This window comes from Pyxidicoccus sp. M15, from assembly GCF_056858435.1.
In genome coordinates this window covers 11,623,012-11,639,938 of sequence record NZ_CM166495.1, presented here as the reverse complement: position 1 = coordinate 11,639,938, position 16,927 = coordinate 11,623,012, and the positions used below count along the sequence as shown (strand labels likewise).

Annotated in this window: 12 protein-coding genes; 6 read left to right on the top strand and 6 right to left on the bottom strand. The window is 69.8% G+C overall.

Annotated features, from left to right (window positions below):
• Positions 1-45: 45 nt before the first annotated feature.
• The 4 genes from ACX9TP_RS43100 to ACX9TP_RS43085 all read left to right on the top strand — a co-directional run bounded on the left by ACX9TP_RS43100 (position 46) and on the right by ACX9TP_RS43085 (position 4,936).
• Complete coding sequence (locus ACX9TP_RS43100; protein WP_482976514.1) at positions 46-723, top strand: TolB family protein; 678 nt, start codon at positions 46-48, stop codon at positions 721-723.
• Between the two features lie 150 nt (positions 724-873).
• Complete coding sequence (locus ACX9TP_RS43095) at positions 874-1,209, top strand: hypothetical protein (protein WP_482976513.1); 336 nt, start codon at positions 874-876, stop codon at positions 1,207-1,209.
• Positions 1,210-1,426: 217 nt separating this feature from the next.
• The gene (locus ACX9TP_RS43090; protein ID WP_482976512.1) at positions 1,427-3,850 is read left to right on the top strand and encodes a carboxypeptidase regulatory-like domain-containing protein; all 2,424 of its coding nucleotides are present in this window, start codon (positions 1,427-1,429) and stop codon (positions 3,848-3,850) included.
• Positions 3,851-4,162: 312 nt separating this feature from the next.
• Complete coding sequence (locus ACX9TP_RS43085) at positions 4,163-4,936, top strand: hypothetical protein (protein WP_482976511.1); 774 nt, start codon at positions 4,163-4,165, stop codon at positions 4,934-4,936.
• A gap of 150 nt (positions 4,937-5,086) precedes the next feature.
• Here ACX9TP_RS43085 and ACX9TP_RS43080 read toward each other — a convergent pair whose 3' ends face one another.
• The 4 genes from ACX9TP_RS43080 to ACX9TP_RS43065 form a co-directional block, all read right to left on the bottom strand.
• The gene (locus tag ACX9TP_RS43080) at positions 5,087-5,212 is read right to left on the bottom strand and encodes a hypothetical protein (protein ID WP_482976510.1); all 126 of its coding nucleotides are present in this window, start codon (positions 5,210-5,212) and stop codon (positions 5,087-5,089) included.
• Positions 5,213-5,306: 94 nt separating this feature from the next.
• On the bottom strand, positions 5,307-6,584 hold the full coding sequence (locus ACX9TP_RS43075; RefSeq protein ID WP_482976509.1) for a fibronectin type III domain-containing protein: 1,278 nt from the start codon (positions 6,582-6,584) through the stop codon (positions 5,307-5,309).
• Positions 6,585-7,001: 417 nt separating this feature from the next.
• Complete coding sequence (locus tag ACX9TP_RS43070; protein ID WP_482976508.1) at positions 7,002-8,054, bottom strand: trigger factor; 1,053 nt, start codon at positions 8,052-8,054, stop codon at positions 7,002-7,004.
• A 74-nt stretch (positions 8,055-8,128) separates the two neighbouring features.
• A complete protein-coding gene (locus ACX9TP_RS43065; protein ID WP_482976507.1) occupies positions 8,129-9,124 on the bottom strand; it encodes a hypothetical protein in 996 nt (331 codons plus the stop codon).
• Positions 9,125-9,967: 843 nt separating this feature from the next.
• Between ACX9TP_RS43065 and ACX9TP_RS43060 the strand changes: the two genes are divergently transcribed.
• Both ACX9TP_RS43060 and ACX9TP_RS43055 read left to right on the top strand, forming a co-directional pair.
• Positions 9,968-11,821, top strand: a complete 1,854-nt coding sequence (locus ACX9TP_RS43060; protein WP_482976506.1) for an amidohydrolase — start codon at positions 9,968-9,970, stop codon at positions 11,819-11,821.
• Between the two features lie 262 nt (positions 11,822-12,083).
• Positions 12,084-12,671, top strand: coding sequence for an NYN domain-containing protein (locus ACX9TP_RS43055; protein WP_482982316.1), 588 nt, complete (start codon positions 12,084-12,086; stop codon positions 12,669-12,671).
• A gap of 13 nt (positions 12,672-12,684) precedes the next feature.
• Here the strand turns inward: ACX9TP_RS43055 and ACX9TP_RS43050 are convergent, their stop codons facing one another.
• Both ACX9TP_RS43050 and ACX9TP_RS43045 read right to left on the bottom strand, forming a co-directional pair.
• Entirely contained in the window at positions 12,685-15,618 is a 2,934-nt protein-coding gene (locus tag ACX9TP_RS43050) for a CHAT domain-containing protein (protein WP_482976505.1), read from the bottom strand.
• A gap of 140 nt (positions 15,619-15,758) precedes the next feature.
• A complete protein-coding gene (locus ACX9TP_RS43045) occupies positions 15,759-16,790 on the bottom strand; it encodes an ADYC domain-containing protein (protein WP_482976504.1) in 1,032 nt (343 codons plus the stop codon).
• Positions 16,791-16,927: the final 137 nt, after the last annotated feature.

The window sequence follows — 16,927 nt, the reverse complement described above, 5'->3', positions numbered from 1 at the left end:
AGGGCCCGCATTGCAAGGTGAACATGGACTGGGTCAACTCAGTCCATGCCCACCCTCCGCTCCTCCATGAAGGCCGCCGTTCCGGCGCTGCTGTCCGTCCTGCTGCTGGCCCTGCCCGCTCAGGCGCGCGGGCCAGCGGTGGTGGAGGAGAAGGGCAGAATCGTGCTCGTGGAGGCCAACGGGAAGAGGCGCTCGCTGACCTCCTCGGCGCAGGACTCGCAGCCGAGCCTCTCTCCGGATGGCAAGGCCGTCGTCTTTGTCCGCAAGGGCTCCGGCAAGAAGCTGGAGTCCACCACGGGCGAGGTCGAGGCCAATGCGCTCTGGTGGGTGGACACCGCGGGCGGAAAGCCCAGGCGGCTCGTCGCCTCCGCTGGGAGCGATGAGCCGAAGAAGTTCCTCGGAGCGCTCGAGGCGCCCCAGTTCTCTCCGGATGGGAAGACGGTCTTCTTCCTGAGCGCGGCCTGGGTGACCTCGGGCGCCGTGCACAAGGTGGACGTGGCCACGGGCAAGGAGCAGTTCGTCTCTCCGGGCAACACCCTGGAGGTCATCCCCCGCGGCGAGCACCAGGGCAGGTTGATCGTCCAGCTGCACAAGTACTTCCTGGGCGGCGGCAGCTACGACTGGTTCTGGTTGCTGGAGCCCGATGGGAAGGAAGTCGGCCCCATTGGCGAGGACGTGAGCAACTTCCGAGAGCTGTACCTCCAGGAGCCGGCCTCGCCCTGACGTACTGGACCTGAAGGTGCCTCAGCCATGGCCGCCGAGGTCCCTCCGAACACGTCCTGCAGGGGAAGGTGTGCCTGGCAGATGAAACACACTGTGTGCTAACCAGACGAGTCGCTGGGCTGTCCATCTCTCTCGCTGTGAGGTGACACAATGCGAAACAAGATCGTCTGGGGCGCTTGGGGGCTGATGGTGATGCTGGGCTCCGTGGGCTGCGGGGGTGTCGAGGAAGCGCCGCCGGAGAACGATGAGTTTCAAGGCTCGGTGGAGCAGCCTCTCTACCCCGCGCGCTGCCAGACGGACGCTCTCGGGTATCAGACGGGGCGCTGCCTCGACCTGAACTACCTCTCCAGCTGTCAACTCGTCAATTACACGCCTCGCGACACGGGGTGCCGCACCGGATACAGATTTCCGGGCGGCCTGACGTACCTCTGCGGCAAGACGTACATCAACAGCAACTACTGCCAGGACCCCATCATCATCGATTGAACGGGCGGCCGGAGGCGGATGCTGACGCTGATGCCTGGCGGCCAATCGAGGTCGTACAGGTCGGCGTCCGCCCCGGGGAGGTGCGGAAGAGGTGGGCGTGGCGCGACGGGCTCTCCGCGAAGCACCGCCCGCGCTGACCGGGTTCATGATGGTTTCATGCGCGAATCATGAGAGAGCCTGGAGGTGAGCCGTCCCGCGCGAATGCCAGGCTCGCCGCATGCCCTCTTCGCGAGCTGCGCTGAAGCTCCTCGTGCTGTCGTGGGTCCTCGTGCTGTCGTGGGCCGCCTGCGCCCATGCGCTTCCTGCCGCGTCGACCCCGGAACCGCAGGGCTCCGAGCCCGTGCCGGAGCCGCGTGAGGCGTACGCCTGCACCTCCGAAGTGGCTTCGGCCGAGGTGCTCCTGCGCGTGGTGGACGTGCGGGGACAGCCCATCCCGGGGGCTCGGGCCGCACCGGGTTCCCCCAGGGCCTGGGAGGCGCCACGCTTCCTGGAAGACGGGCCGGTGACGGACGCGAGGGGTGAGGCGCGCCTCGCGCTGCAGCCGGGCCCAGAGCTGTCAGTCTTCATCGACGTCCTGGCGGAGGGCTACCTGCCCATGCGTGCTTCGTTGAAGCTGGCTCCGGGCACGCAGCGGCGGATGGACGTGAAGCTGCGCAAGCCCGTCGCGATTTCAGGCCGGGTCCTGGATGCCCGCGGACAGCCACTGCCGGGCGCGAGGGTGAGGAGCTCGAAGGACCACAGCGAGAACGCCTCCGCAGAGAGCGATGCCGAAGGACGTTTCACCGTGACGGGGATTCCCGAGGGATGGGTCACGTTGAGTGTCATTCTCGGCGGACAGGCTCTTTCACAGACGCGGGTCGCCGCTCCCCAGCGGGACGTCGAGCTGCGAGGGGCCTCCTCGGCGCTGGGCGTGCAGGTCCTCGACCCGCGGGGGCAGCCGCTGCCTGGCGTCCTCGTGAGCCTCCAGGATGCCTCCACGGGGGTCGTGCTCTCGTCCCCGCTGAAGACCGACGTAGAGGGACGGGTCGAGCAGGCCGTGCTTCCCGCGACGCGCATTCGCGCCACCGTCTTCTGGAATCGCGAGTGCTTCGGGTGGCAGACCTCCGGTGAAGTCTCCCTCGTCGCCGGGAAGCGCCACTCGCTGGTGCTCTCGTTCAAGGGGAGCAGTCTCCGTCCGCCCCTGACCGGCAGGGTCGTGGATACGGCAGGACGCCCCATCGCCGGAGCCAGCGTGATGGCCACGCCACTCGCGCATACCGACCCGGGCAGCGTGAGAGGTCTGCTCTGGTCGCAGGCGCAGCTCGAGGGGAGCCAGACGCGCAGCGACGCCCAGGGGCGCTTCACGCTGGAGGGCCTGCGAGCGGGCGCGGTGCGCGTCAGGGCCTGGCATCGGTACGAGCTGTTCCAGGAGCTGTCACCCGTGAAGGTGGCTCCCGGACAGGACGAGGTCACCGTGGTCCTGGAGCGCTGGCGCTCGGTCGAGGGGCGGGTGGTGGACCCGGAGGGAAGGCCTGTTCCCGCCTTCTCCGTGAACAACCGCTACTTCAGCGACCCCTCGGGGCAATTCCACGATGTGCCCGTTCCCGAAGGCCGGTCGACCCTGACGTTCTGGGCGGAAGGGTTCGCGGCGGAGCTCCTCGTCGTCGAGGTCCCGGCGGGGAAGCGGGGCCGGATTCGCGAGCCCATCGTCCTGCAGCGCGGGCGCATGGTGAGCGGACGCGTCGTGAAGGAGGACGGCTGCACGCCCATCGCCGGTGCCATCGTCTCGCTCGACCACGCGGATGCGCCAAGGAGCGGCTTGAGAGACTTCGTGTCGACGTCGACGGATGCGGACGGGCGCTTCCAGCTCGGTCCGCTGAAGAAGGAGCCGCTGTTCCTCCGGGTCGCCAAGCGGGAGGACTCGTTCTACTCGCGTGCCCCCATTCCCCTCCTGCGTGTGCCCGTGGGCGCCGCCGAGGATGCGGTGACGGTGCGCTTCACTCCCGAGGTGAAACTCGCCGGCGTGGTGAAGGACCACCAGGGGCGCCCCCTGGGCGAGGCGTGGCTGGACGTGGGCTGCGCGCCGTTTCCCATTCACGTCGACGCCGCGGGGCGCTTCGCGGTGCATGGGTTGGAGGGCGGCCAGCCGTGCTCCGTCCAGGTCGTCCCGAAAGACGAGGCCGGGGCTCCGCTGCACTTCTTCTCTCCCCGTCAGGTCGTGCTTCCCGCGCGCGGCACCTTGCTCATGGAGCTGTCGGCGCGCAGTGGTCCCGCCGCCCTGTCGGTCCAGGTGCCCAGGAAGGACGTGTGGCTCGGGCTACTGGAGGGAGAGGTCCCCATGCCGGCGACGTGGAAGCAGTCCCTGGAGCTACGAGGCGTCCTTCGCGCCGACCCCTGCGAGGACTGCGGGGCGCTCCAAACGCGCGACAGCTCCGGTGCATATACGTTCAGCCAGCTTCCGCTCGGCCGATACACGCTGCTGGTAGGAGAGACGCGGCCCGGGCTCGACGGGATGGCGTTCGTTCGCGTACCCGTGAGTCTCACCGCGCCCGGGCAGACGCGGGTGGAGGTCTCCGCCACCGAGCCACGACACGTCCTCGAAGCGCCCCGTGGCCCGCCGCTTCCGCCCGCGCCGCCTTCGGACAATGGCTGCGGTACTTGAGGGCTTGGGGCCGCGAGCGGGATGAAACGAAGCGCGCGGACGTCACTGTCACGTCACGGTGCTGTGCACGGTCCGCAGCCTGTAGCGGCGAGCGCTACAGCGGGTCCGAATTCGTAACAAAACAGGTTACAACCGTGCGGTCGACAGTTCCTCTCTGCGCAGCGCGTAGTGCCTGCTGCAGGGCGCCGCGTCATTGGCGCGTCCGGTGCAGGGCGCGCGACCGTCTTCCAATGGTGGAAGGCATCTGTCACCGATGACAGGAGGTGCCGAATGCATCACAACTGGACACGGCGTTTCTTCGCGACCGCATTCATGACCCTCGCGGGTTGCCAGGGCGAGGTGCCCGCTGACGGCAGCGGGTCTTCCCTGGATGCCCAGCCGTCGCAGGTGGAGGCGGGGTGCACCGAGTATTTCAAGGGCATCCAGACCTGCGCCCTGGGCTCGGCGACGGTCGACCGTGGCGCCACGGGCCTCGAGGTCGGCGGGCTCAAGGACTCGAAGTCGGACGGCATCTCCAGCACGTTCGAGGACGCCTCGGCCTGGTCTCACGAGGCCGTGGTGGATGAGCTCGACTCCCTCACGCTGACGGCGCTCGACGGCGACAAGGTCCTCAGCACCCTCGAGCTCACCACGAGCTCGGTGTCGGCTGCCGCCCGCGGCGCCGGCGGGATGGGGGCTCAGATGGGCCTCGTCGTGAACTACGACAGCCCGTGGGCGCAGTATCAGATCGACTCGTACACCGCGGCCGGTCTCGACTTCTCGGTGCAGAGCTCGGGCTACGTGCCCCTCTACATCCGGTGGAACTGGCCGGGCAACGGGCTGTACTGGCGCCCCACCTACCGCCCGGTCTACTACGGGGCTCGCAAGACGAGCTCGGCGGACGCCATCGACGGCGCGGTGTGGGGCATTTCCGCCGGCAAGGGTGAGGCCTTCGTGCTGGTGGTGGATGGCAAGGAAGTGGAGTCCACCTACGTCGAAATCACCGTCAAGGGCGCCGCGTCGCCGTACAGCCGGTTCACCGGCATGGCCGTGAAGGGCAGCGCCAAGAGCATCACGGTCGCCTCCGAGTTCGTCGGTCGGAAGTAGCCGCTGAGCTGAGCCCCGGGCCGGCTCCGCTGAAGCCCTGAAGCGGAGCCGCGCCTGACATGGGCGTCTCGAACGAGCCCGCCACGGAGGACGTGTTGACGGATTCACGTCCCCGCGAGCACCTTCAAGGCCTTTGAGCCGGGCTTCGCGTCAGGGGCGCTCGCGGAAGACGGGCAGGCCCTTGCGAATCCGGTCGAAGACCTCGCTGTTGTCGAGCTGGCCTGGCTCTTCCTCGTCGCCCTGCTCGAAGACGTCATCGACGAACACCGTGCGCATGGATGGCGGCGGCCCGCGGCAGGGACGAGCGCGGTGCCCCAGCCCGAGGAATGCCTGGGCCTCGCTCAGGCAACCTCGGGATTAGCGCCCGTGGCTACGGTGTCGTCGTACAGGCGTACGGCGTCCAGGCGGAGGCGCCTGCCGCGTTCTGGGAGCGGATGGCGAAGCACATGTACGTGCGAGACGCGAGGCCGCCCCAGGTATACGTGGTGGTGTTGGCGCCGAGGTTCAGCGTGGTGACACCGTTGGTGAGCTGGAACCCGGTCTCGTTGCCAGAGGTGTCCGTCCAGGTCACCCGGATGCTGGAGCTGCTGATGGCGATGGCCGTCTGATTCGTCGGCATGGCGGGCACCGTGGGCGTGGTGGTGCATGCGTACGGCGTCCAGGGGGAGGTGCCCGTGGCGCTGTAGGCGCGGATGGCGAAGCACATATAGGTGTTGGGCGACAGGCCCGCCCACGTGTACGTGGTGGTGTTGGCGCCCAAGCTCACGGTCGTGACACCGTTGGTGAGCTGGAACCCGGTTTCATTGCTGGACCTGTCGGTCCAGTTGACCCGGATGCTGGTGCCATTGAGCGCAGTCGCGGTCTGACCGGTCGGCGCCGCCGGAACGGTGAAGAAGGCACTCTTGTTCGCGGCGAGGAAGCTCCGGTCGTAGTTGTTCAGACCGATGGTCGGATAGTCCCACCAGTAGCCCATCACGGAGGTCTCCATCCCCCAGCCCACCCCATCCGGGTGGGGCAGGCCAAAGCCGTGGCCGAGCTCGTGAGCGACCGCGCCGGTCTGCTTGCGCTGGCCGGACCACCAGTAGGCGCCCTCCGCCACATTGCCCTGGATGCTGTCGATGGCCCAGTCGCCGACGATGGCCTGGCCGCCGTTGCCGCTGGTATACCCACGGCCTCCAGCGAAGCCGCCGGCGCCCTTGAAGAAAATCATCGTGACGTAGCCGCTCTCATTCTGCGCCGGCGGGGTGGGGAACCCGCGCGAGTGCAGCTCCGCCATGACGGCCGCCTCCATGTTGCCTGTGATGGTGATGACCCCGTCGTCGTAGATGTTCCCCGGCCCCCACGAGATGCCGTACGCCTCCTTGGTGCCGTTGGCCTGAACCACCTGCACCGGGTTCAGCACGAAGGTCGCCCCGTTGTTGTGGGCCGCATAGAAGCGCTGGATGTCGGCCATCGCGTTGTTGATGGCGGTGGCCTCTGCCTGCACCTCGGCGCTGCTCACGCTCCAGTCGGTGGGCACGAACAACACCGGCACCACCGAGTAGTCCGGCCAGGGATACGGAAACGTCGGGCTGGCCATCGCGACTCCTGGCACCAGCGCGCTGGACAGGAGGAGGGCCGCGCAGAGGAGGCTGAGACATCTGTTCATGAAATGCTCCTGAAGCAGGATTGCCCCGGCCAGGGATTCGAGCCGAGGAGGGGTGTGGCGCGGGAGTGTAGGCCGCGCATGTATTGCCCGATAGAACGCCCGGAAGGCGGGGCGGACCTGCTGCTGATGTCGATTTACAATCGCAACGCGATTGTTCGGTGAACCCATACTGCTCGGGGCTCCGGGCTCAGAAGTTCTTGCCCTTCGAGCCTTGCGCGGCTGGCGACTCGGGCGGAGTACGGGACTTGAACCCGTGGGCCAAGGCGACAGCAAACCCCAGGCAGGACGCGCTGTTCCCGTGGGCGTCTACAAGGCCCAGGCCGTCCCCGGGCTCCTGTTCCTCGAGGGACGCCGGTGGCGGCTGCTCATCCGTCCCGCGGACTCCGCGCTCAGTTGCTGAACGGCGGCGAGCCGCCCCTACTCCTGGGGGCTCCTCGCCGGCTCGGCAACGGCCGTGGCCTTCGCCATGACGTGACTCACGGCCGCCACGTGCATCGCCAGCTCATCGAACTTCTGGCCCAGCACCTTGTCGGACTGGAGCAGTCGTCCCAGCTCCTCCCGGCGCAGCCCGGCGCTCTCCACGAGGCCGTCGAACAGCGCCTCCGCGTCCTCGCGCTGGGGCCTCACGCCGTCACGGTCGATGATGGCCCGCAACCCCAGGGCCAGCCGCAGCCGGAACTCGGCCTCGGAGCGCGTCGCGGCATCCTTCCGCCACCCCTCGAAGGACTCCGGGAGCTGCTCCGCCGGAATCCCCAGGCGGACCAGCAGTGGATACTCATTCTCAGACCACCGCGTGCGGAGCGACTCGTCGACGAGGCTCGCGGGCACGTCCACCTGCGTGCGGCGAGCCACCTCCGCCAGCACGCGCTCGCGGAAGTCCTGCTCGCGCCGCTCGGCCTGCTCGCGGGCCAGCTCCCCCGCGAGCTGCTCCATCACCTCGTCCATGTTGGAGCCCCGGCCGAGTGCGGCGAAGAGCTCCGCGGACTCCTCGTCCAACGGCGTTACCTCGCGCGCGGCCTTCACCTCCACGCCGAACCGCGCGCGCACGCCCCGGAGCGACTCCACCGCGTAGTCGGCGGGCAGGATGACCTCCACCGCGACGCCCTCGCCCACGGGAATGCCCACCAGCGACTCGAAGAAGCCGGGCAGCAGCGGGTCCGGCGTGGCCTCCGTCCACCAGTCCACGCGGGCCGAGAAGGGAATGAGCCTTCCGTCCGCGGAGCCGACGACGTCCAGGAGCACGTCGTCTCCCGGCGCCACGGCCTCGCCCACCGCACGCTCCCGTCGCGGCGCCACCGAGCGGCACAGCGCATCGAAGCGCTCGACGAGGGCCTCCGCGGCCACGCCCACCGGAGCGGGCATGGCCACCTCGAGCCCCTCGAGCGAGGGCGCTTCCCGCACCGCGGGCAGCGGCAGGGAGGTGGGCCCCCGGAAGGCAAGGGCCGCCGGGGACCGGTTCAACAGCGCCATGCCCTGCAATTCCGCCGTGGAGCTCGGCGCTGCCTTCCTGCCACTGTCGCCGGAAGCAGGCATGACGCGGCTCCCTAGAAGAAGCCGCCGACGAAGTCCGACACGGCGGAGACGGCCGCGCCGGCCTGGCTGACCACGGGGATGTTGGTGGCGGCGGCGATGGAGCCCAGCGCGGTGATGCCGGCCGTCACCTTCTTGCCGGTGCTGGCCTCCGGGTCCCTCAGCGTGGAGACGGCCTTGGCCGTGTCCGCGGCGGCGATGGCGATGTTGGCTCCCGGCGCGAAGCGTCCCGCCGTCTTGGCGAGCGTGCCCGCCGCGGACTTCGCTCCCGCCTTGATGCCCTGCTTGAGGGCGTCATCCGCGGCCTTCAGGCCATCGTCGGCGCCGCCGCGCAGGAGGTCCCTCGCACCGTTGTTGCTGATGCCATGCGCCCCGGCCGTCCGGTCGATGGCCCCGGCCTGGTTGGCATTGCGCAGGCCGCTGAACCGCTCGCCAGCCGCCGGGCCGTTCACATCTCCCGGGTTCACGTTGTTGAAGACATTCTTGGCGATGTCGCGGGCAATGCCACGCCGCGCCTGGTTGTTCAGGCCCTGCGCGCCCTCCTGGAGCGACCTGCTGGCCGCCCGGTACGCGCTGCCGTACTTCTGCACGTCGCGCGCCGTCTCCAGGCCCGCCTTGGCGGTCTCCGCCAGCGTCTTCACGCCGTCACCCAGGTCGCCCAGGGCCTTGTTGCGCTGCTCGGGCGTGCCGTTGACGAGCCCTCCAGTGAGGGCATCCACCGCCTTGCGGCCCTTGTCGCCGAAGAGGTCCTTCGCGCCCAGCCCCCCCTTGAGGAGGTTGTTGAGCTTCCCGGCCTGGCCGGCGCGGGTGTTCAGGTCCTTCGGATTCTGCCCCCCCTCGACGGTGTCCCGCAGGGTGTTGCGGGTGGACGTCGCCAGGCTGCGGAGGCGGCCGTTTCCGTCGGCCCGGGCGTCCGTGTAGTGCTGCCGCGAGCCCGGGAGGGCCGAGGCGTTCTGCTGCACCGTCAGCCCGGTATCCAGGGCCTTGGCGTACGTCTCGGGATTCTTCACGGCCTCCCGCGCCGGCGACTCCTTCACCGGAGCCGACGCGGTCGGGGGCCCCTGCCGGAGCACTGGCCCCGCGGGCTGCGTCCGAGGCCCGACGAAGGTGTCCGGGGGCCGCTGCTGCCGCGTCGGCGGCCTGACCGGCTCCGGCGGCTTGGGCGGCGGAGGAGGGGGCGGAGGGGGCAGCCGGGGAAACGCGGGGGAGTTGCGACGAACAGGAGGGGCCATGGGGGGGAGGTCCTCTGGTGTCGTTGTGAGCTGGATTCTCACAACACAGGGATTCTCGAACCGACTTTTCTGGAGTTGCGCCCCGCAACCACATTTGCCGACTTGTCTTACATCGTGGATTCCTTCAGTGGGGGCGGACAGGCAGTGTCCGCCAGTGCGCGGCGAGTGCGCAGGGCCCATGTTGGACCCGGCCCGGCACGTCTGGCTGGCCGAGCACCACGACATGACGGGCCTCGCGAGCGCGGCCACGTCGGTGGTCATCTGCCACGTGGCCGGGGGGCCTCCACCCTCCGCACGCCCGGGACGGTGCGGACGATGAGCGCGTCGAGCCGCCTCCCTGGGGCGGGCCCCGCAGGGCCGACAAGCGTCCATTGCCGGGCGCTCGCCGGGACGGGGGGCATCACCCGCCTGAATCCCCTGGCGTCGGGCCGGTGATGAGGGGTGGGCTCATCCCCGCCCATGAACCCAGCTCCCCTTCGAGCGCGTCCTGGCCGCCGCCCGGCCTGCTGTCGAGCTTTCGTGGTCTCCGCCGCGCTCGCGCTCCTCGGCGCCTGCGCGACGAAGGGAGCAACCGGCTCCGGCACAGCGCGTGCGCGTGTCTTCGTCGGAAGAATCCTCACCATGGATGAGCGGGGGACGCAGGCCGAGGCCGTCTCCGTGGACGAGCACGGCCGCATCCTGAAGGTGGGGACCGAGCAGGAGGTGCTGGAGGGGCTCGACCCCCGAGCGCTGACGTTCGTGCGCCTGGAGCCCCAGCAGGTGCTGATGCCGGGCTTCATCGAGCCGCACATGCACCTGCTGCCGACGCTGCTCCAGGCCCTGCCGACGATGCCCGACCTGGCGCCCTGCCTGCCACCTCCGTACTCCGGAGCGAACACCCCTCGATGCGAGACGGAGCTGCTGAAGGCGCTCATGACGTTGCGGCCGGACGCCTCCGGCGGGAGCGAGTCGAAGGAGCCCCTCATCGGCATGAACCTGGACCCGTCCCGGCAGCCGCTCATCCCGGGCCCGTGCGGCGGGAGCGGGGAGGTGCCCTTCCTGGCGCTGCCGAGGCGCTATCTCGAGGACTGTGTGAGCCAGGACCGCCCGGTCCTCATCGTGGACCAGTCCGGCCACCTGGCCTACGCGAACCAGAAGGCGTTCGAGGTCACCTGTCTCGAGCTGACGGGCAAGCAGGAGTGCGCCCCTCCTGCCTCGGTCGCGAACAACGGCGGTGAGTGGGTGAAGGCGGGCGGCGAGTACACCGGGCTGCTCCGCGAGTCCGCGGCCTTCCAGCCCATCTTCCAGGCGCTGCTGAAGCGGTTCGTGTCGCGGGCTCCCCAGATGGACCCGGTGGAGCTCGTCAAGCATCCGGGAGAGGAGGTGCGGCGGACCCTCCAGCAGCTGCGTGACGCGGGGCTGACGACCCTCGCGGACGGCGGCCTGATGAGCCGGGCGGAGCTCGAGGCGGTGCAGCTCCTGGCGGAGCGGGACGAGGTCCCGCTGCGCGTCACGGCCCTCGTCAAATACGACGTCGCCTACGATGCCCGGACGCAGCGGGCCCTGCTCCAGCCCACCCGGCCCGCGTGTGACCCCAGGACCGCGCCGCGCTGCAAGCTGCCGAAGTGGCTGGGGGCGGGTGGCATCAAGCTCTGGGTGGATGGCTCGACGCAGGGCTGCACCGCGCAGCTCGCGCCTCCCTTGCGGTACCTGGACACGGGGCACTGCGCGGGGGAGGACGAGGGCCGGTCCAACTACCAGAGCCCGAGGCAGGTCGCCGACAGCCTGAGGGGGCTGTGGCGGACGAAGGGCTGGCGTTTCCAGCTGCACGCCAACGGCAACGAGGCGCAGCAGTGGGCCATCGAGGTCTTCGCGGAGCTCCAGCGGGAGTCGGTCAACCCGCATCCGGTGCTGTTCATCCACCAGACGGTGGGGACCGAGGACGTGGCCCGGAAGCTCGCCAGCCTGCGTGAGGGCACCTACGTCACGCGCGACGGCGCCGCCGTCCCCCGGCTGGACGCACGGGTGACGCATCTCATTGGCCATGTGGCCTACTGGGGCGCTGCCTTCGAGCAGATGCTGGGAGCGCAGGCGCGCAACCTCGACCCGGTGGGGTTCGAGCGGCGGCATGGGATTCCCTTCTCCCTGCACAGCGACTCGACGGTGACGCCTGCTCGCCCGCTGTGGTTCGTGGAGCAGGCGGTGACGCGGCGCACCTGGGCCTATCCGGACTTCACGAAGAGCGACGTGCTCGGCCCCGAGCATGCGGCGACGGTGGAGGAGGCGCTGCGGGCCATCACCCTGGAGCCCGCCCGTCAGCACGAACTGGATGCGTGGCTGGGCAGCATCGAGCCGGGCAAGGTGGCTGACTTCGTCGTGCTCGGCGCCAACCCGCTCGACTACGAGCCGGCACGGGGGGGAGACCCGACGCAGCTCAGCAGGATTCCGGTCATCCAGACGTATTTGAATGGCCAGCCCACGGCGGGCGGCAGGTGAGGCGGCTTCCTTCCTCCCGAAACTGGCTCCTGGCGGCGCAGCTCCCCAGGCGCGCACGAGCGCGCCTGCACACCGCCACCGAGCCGGAGTGGCGCACGGAGTGTTGGGTGGCGCGCAAGACGGGGCCGCGGCATGCGGATGCACATTCCGGAGGGAGGGTGGCGCCGGAGAAGGGGCCGCCGTGGACATCCGGACGCGGCTTTCGTTCCCTGGGCGTCACTGAGTCTCCCCGGACACCGAAGTGCCGCATATCCTGCCGGCCATGCTCACCGGACGTCCCCCTGCCGCTTCCTACGTACTCATCGACGCCGAGAACATCGACTGGGCCGTGTCCAACGTGGTGGGACGCAAGCCCGAGTCCCAGGACCGCGTGCAGTTCGACCGGCTGGTGGCCTTCTGTGAAACCAACTTCCCGGCCCCGGTGCGCTGCGTGGTGGTGCTCAACGCGCGCGGTGAGCAATTGCCCGACGTGATGATTGGCTTCGTGCGGGCGCTGAAGTCCGCCGGGTGCGAGGTGGCGCTCCTGTACGGGCGGCCGGACCAGAAGGTGGTGGACCTGGGCATCCTGAAGCTGCTGGAGAACATCCGCACCCAGCGTCCGGGCGCGGCGGTGGTGCTCGCCAGCCATGACGGGGCGGACTTCGCGGAGGCCCTCAAGCCGATGCTCGCGGAGAAGCGACAGGTGGCGGTGCTGGGCCTGCGCGAGTACGTCAGCCAGAAGTTCCGGGAGCTCGTCCCCTCCGGGTTGAAAATCCTGGACCTGGAGCTGAACGCCCGCGTGTTCCAGCGGCCCCTGCCGCGCATGCTCCCCGTCAACGTGGACGAGTTCGACGCGACGATGTTCCTGTAGGCCGGAGTCCGGTTCATCGGACGGGAGCGGCGAGCTGCAGGGGCCCCTCCCGTCCCACCGAGATGAACGGTGCCCAGTAGTAGGGGTGGGGGTGCGTCTTGCGCACCTCGCGCATGGCGAGGTGCAGCGCCCCGGTGCGCCCCTCGCCAGCCCGCAGGTGGCGGTAGTAGGCCTCCATGAGCAGCCGGGTGCTGTCGTCGTTCACCGTCCAGAGGCTCATCACGACGGTCTCCGCGCCCGCGATGAGGAAGGCGCGGCGCAGGCCGAGGACGCCCTCGCCGAGCGTCACGTCGCCGCGGCCGCTCTCACAGGCGGACATGACGACGAGCTGCGTGCCCCACAGGTCGAGGCCCGCCAGCTCGAGGGCCGTGACGCGGGAGCTGTCGCCCTGGTCGCCGCGCACGCCCGAGAGGATGAGGCTGGAGCGGAGCATCGGGTCGTCGGGAGGCGGCCTCGGCGCACCGCCATGGAGGCCACCGAAGTGGCCCAGGGCCCGCGTGCCGCGCTCCGCGCCTTCGTCCCCCCTGAAGGAGCCATGGGTGGCGAGGTGGAGGATGCCGGGCGTGAGGAGCTGGAGGAGGTGTTGCTTCGTGGCTTCAGGGCCGAGGTAGAGCCGGGCCCAGGGGAACTGGCGCTGGATGGACAGGGCCTCCTGGAGGGTGCCGGGCAGGGACGCCAGGGCCTCCTCGGTGGCGCCCGGTGGAGCGTCGAAGTCGGGAGCGGCGAAGACGGCCACGGAGCTCGCCGGGGCAACGCTCCGCGCGCGGGGCAACAAGTCCCTGCCGGAGATGACGTAGGAGAGCTCGAAGCGGTCGATGAGGTAGCGCTGGCCGTCGTGAAGCGCCTCGAAGGACACCTGGCCGAGCTGGCCGTCCGGTGAGAGGACGAGGCGCCGGACCCGCCCCAGCAGCGGCAGCAGCGGCTGGAAGGCCAGCGAGTGGAGCGCGCGCGTGGGACGCAGGTACTCGCTGTCGCGCCAGGCCATGGCCTCGTGCAGGTCCGTGACGGCACTGTCGATGCGGTCCCCGGGGCCGAGGTCCACGGCGCGGATGCTCGCGTCCGGGAAGAGCACCAGGGCCAGGTAGCGGAGCTGCCCCGGCGACTGGGACGGCGGGCCGCCCGTCACGCGCGGCGGGTCCAGGTACGCCACCCATTCCAGGAGCGCGCCATCCGAGGGGAGCGTGGCGGCGACCTCGTCCACGAGGTCCGCGGGGGCCAGCCACGCGGACAGGGCACCCAGGGGCGCGGAGCGCTTCGCGAGCTCCGCTTCGAGCGCGTCTCCCTGGTCCGCGAGGTCCTTCAGCCGCTGCCGATACTCGGCGGACGACAGCTTGCGGGGACCTTCGAACGAAAGCTCGGCCAGCTCGCTTCGGAGCTCACGCAGCCGCTGGAAGGCTTCACGGTCCTCGGGACCGAGGCTGTCGTGGATGGCGCGATAGCGGGCCGCGAGCTCCTCGGCGGAGCGGCCTTTTCGCAGCAGCACGGAGGTGAAGACCAGGCGCTGCACGCTGGCATCCGAGGGGTGCTTGCGCCGCAGGGCATGGAGGCGCTCCTCATTCTCACCGAGGCGCTGGAGGAAGGAGGTGAGGCGTGACTCGGAGAGGAACGGTGCCTCGCGGCGCAGGAACTCCTCGGAGATTTCCAGCGAGCGCATGAGCAGCGGCACGGCCTCGGTGTGCCGGCCTTGCCCATCGAGGACCCAGGCGAGGTTGTCGAGCGCCTGGGCCACGTCGGGATGATTCGCTCCCAGCGCGGTCTGCTGGATGTCGAGCGCACGCCTGAAGAACGGCTCCGCCCTGTCGCTATGCCCCTGCTGCGCATGGAAGAGGCCGAGACTGTTGAGCGTGCAGGTGAGGTCGGGATGCTCCCGCCCCAGGGTGGCCTCCTCGATGAGGAGCGCCTGCCAGAGCAGCGGACCGGCGAGGTCGTACCGGCCCTGGCGCGAGTAGAGGCTGCCGAGGTTGTGGAGGGACCAGGCGATGTCCGTGTGGTGCTCCCCGAATGCGCTCAGCCGGATGCCGAGCGCACGCCGATGCAGTGGCTCGGCGCGCGCATCCTGGCCCTGGCGGGAGTAGAGCCGCGCGAGGTTGCTGAGCGTGTCCGCCACTTCGTGATGATTCGCGCCGAGCGCCGCCTGCTGGATGGTGAGCGCGCGCGCATGGAGCGGCTCGGCCTTCGCGTTCAAGCCCAGGGCCTTGTAGTGAGAGCCCAGCCTGTTGAGCGCCCGTGCCACCTCGGGATGGTTCCTTCCGAGGGCCGTCTCCAGAATGACGAGGGCCCGCTCATACAGCGGCTCGGCTCGCGCATGGAGTCCCTGGGCGGAGTAGACGCGCGCGAGGTTGCCGAGCGTACGGGCCACATCCGGATGGTCCGGGCCGAGCGCCGCTTCGAGGATGGCGCGTGCGCGCAGGTGCTCCTGCTCGGCCTGGGAATGGCGGCGCTGGTCGGCGTGGAAGACCGCGAGGTTGTCGAGGGCCTTGGCGACCTGGATGGGACTGGCTCCCCGGGTCGCTTCGAGTGCGCGCTCGAACAGGGGCCCGGCCTGGGCCGCGCGCCCCTGGGTGTCGTGGAAGATGGCGAGGTGGGTGAGCGTCTGGGCGAGCTCGGGGTGGTTCTTCTCCAGCGCCGCTTCCTGGATGTCGAGGGCACGCTGGAGCAGGGGACCGGGGCGCGCGGAGTCTCCGCTCCGCATGAGCAGGTGGCCCAGCTGGGCCAGGCTCGCGGCCACCTCCGGGTGTGTGTCGTCGAGCACCGCCTCTCGCAGGGCGAGCGCGTGCTCACTGCCTGGAATGGCCTCCGCGTACCTGCCAGCCCGTTCGAGCCTCGCTGCCTCGTCGAACACCGCGCGGGCTTCGAGCAACCTCGCATCCGGCCGTGCCACGACAGCCGCCAGTCCCGCCAGACCGCACAGGATGACGGCCACCGCCCCTCCGAGCACTCGCCTCATGTGTCACCACTCCGTGAGCCCATGGCGGCATGCCACGCCGCGAGCCACCGCGGGGCTGTGTGGCGGTGGCCTCGAGGCTGTCTTAAGCGGTGCCGTGCAGTGGCGCTGTTACGGAGTTCACACCCCTGTGACAGAGGGGCTCAGAATTGCTCGTACGACTGGTTGCGCAGCATCACCGTGTCCGCGCTCACGCCGTCGCGCGATGCGATGCAATGGTCCCCGTCACCCAGGTCCACCGCACCGTCCATGCGGAAGCGTCCGGGGCACTCGGCGAGGATGGTCTCCACCGCGCGCCCATTCCGGGTGCGTGAAAAGCAGGACGCCCCGTCCGGAGCCCAGGCGGCTTCGAACGAGGCGCGAGAGAGGTCCCAGACGGAAGAGGACTCCGTCGTTCGGGTGAGCACTCCGAGCGCGTCATACATGTCGATGGTGGTGTACTCCTCCGTGTGACTCCGTCCGTCTCCGCAGTAGTCCGCGCGCGCCATGCGCGTGCAGGCCTGGTGGAGGTCCGCCAGTGAATTGCCGTTACGTTGCTCCCAGGGCTTGTATCCCCAGGCGACGCACTTGCTGATGGCGCCCGTCTCACATGCCAGCGTCAGCTTGCCCGGCGCATTCCGTCGCTCTCCGTTGGCGTCCCACACCCCCTGCACCGCCATGGCCCGAGGGTCGGGGATGCGGCCGTCGGGGACGCAGGGGTTCTCCCACTTCCGCGCCACGGGGTTCCAGGCCTCGATGCGGTACCACATCACCTCGGGGTCCTCGTGGGCGGGCTCGGCGCCGCAGATGGCGACTTCCACGGGCTTGCCGTTACTGGCTGTACCCTGGAGCACCGTGCCCACGAGACCGCGAGTCGAGTCCGGCGAGGCCACGAGGCGACCTCGGAGCAGACGCACGGCCTTCACGAGGGCGTTGGCCAGGCGGAGGGGCTCGAGGTTGATGGAGACGAGGACACTGCGCCGCTCATCCGTCTTCTGCCCGCTGTCCCACGAGCGCCGGGTTCCCCACAGGAGCGTGCCGGCGGGGACGACACCGCGCTCGGAATCCTGGCCCCGACATCTGCGCTCGTACCGCTCGGACTCCGACTGCGAGCCCCCGGACCGTGAAGCGGCGAAGGCGGAGGGGGTGAGGAGCAGGCACAGCAGGGTGGGCAGGGACAGCTTCAGCGCATTCATTGAGAAACCTCTCTGGGGTGGGGCGGCCGACACCTGGGCCGGCGCCTTCTCGTGTGAAGAGCGGCTGAGACTGTGAGTTATGCAGGAATTCGTACCGGCCCCGCTGCGCGGTGGGAATGTCTGGAGTGCCCCACTGC

What these genes read in the sequence shown, in the direction of transcription:
- ACX9TP_RS43100 (WP_482976514.1), top strand. Translation starts at nt 46, where the DNA reads ATGCCCACCCTCCGCTCCTCCATGAAGGCCGCCGTTCCGGCGCTGCTG.
- ACX9TP_RS43095 (WP_482976513.1), top strand. Translation starts at nt 874, where the DNA reads ATGCGAAACAAGATCGTCTGGGGCGCTTGGGGGCTGATGGTGATGCTG.
- ACX9TP_RS43090 (WP_482976512.1), top strand. Translation starts at nt 1,427, where the DNA reads ATGCCCTCTTCGCGAGCTGCGCTGAAGCTCCTCGTGCTGTCGTGGGTC.
- ACX9TP_RS43085 (WP_482976511.1), top strand. Translation starts at nt 4,163, where the DNA reads ATGACCCTCGCGGGTTGCCAGGGCGAGGTGCCCGCTGACGGCAGCGGG.
- ACX9TP_RS43080 (WP_482976510.1), bottom strand. Translation starts at nt 5,212, where the DNA reads ATGCGCACGGTGTTCGTCGATGACGTCTTCGAGCAGGGCGACGAGGAA.
- ACX9TP_RS43075 (WP_482976509.1), bottom strand. Translation starts at nt 6,584, where the DNA reads ATGAACAGATGTCTCAGCCTCCTCTGCGCGGCCCTCCTCCTGTCCAGC.
- ACX9TP_RS43070 (WP_482976508.1), bottom strand. Translation starts at nt 8,054, where the DNA reads ATGGCGCTGTTGAACCGGTCCCCGGCGGCCCTTGCCTTCCGGGGGCCC.
- ACX9TP_RS43060 (WP_482976506.1), top strand. Translation starts at nt 9,968, where the DNA reads ATGGATGAGCGGGGGACGCAGGCCGAGGCCGTCTCCGTGGACGAGCAC.
- ACX9TP_RS43055 (WP_482982316.1), top strand. Translation starts at nt 12,084, where the DNA reads ATGCTCACCGGACGTCCCCCTGCCGCTTCCTACGTACTCATCGACGCC.
- ACX9TP_RS43050 (WP_482976505.1), bottom strand. Translation starts at nt 15,618, where the DNA reads ATGAGGCGAGTGCTCGGAGGGGCGGTGGCCGTCATCCTGTGCGGTCTG.
- ACX9TP_RS43045 (WP_482976504.1), bottom strand. Translation starts at nt 16,790, where the DNA reads ATGAATGCGCTGAAGCTGTCCCTGCCCACCCTGCTGTGCCTGCTCCTC.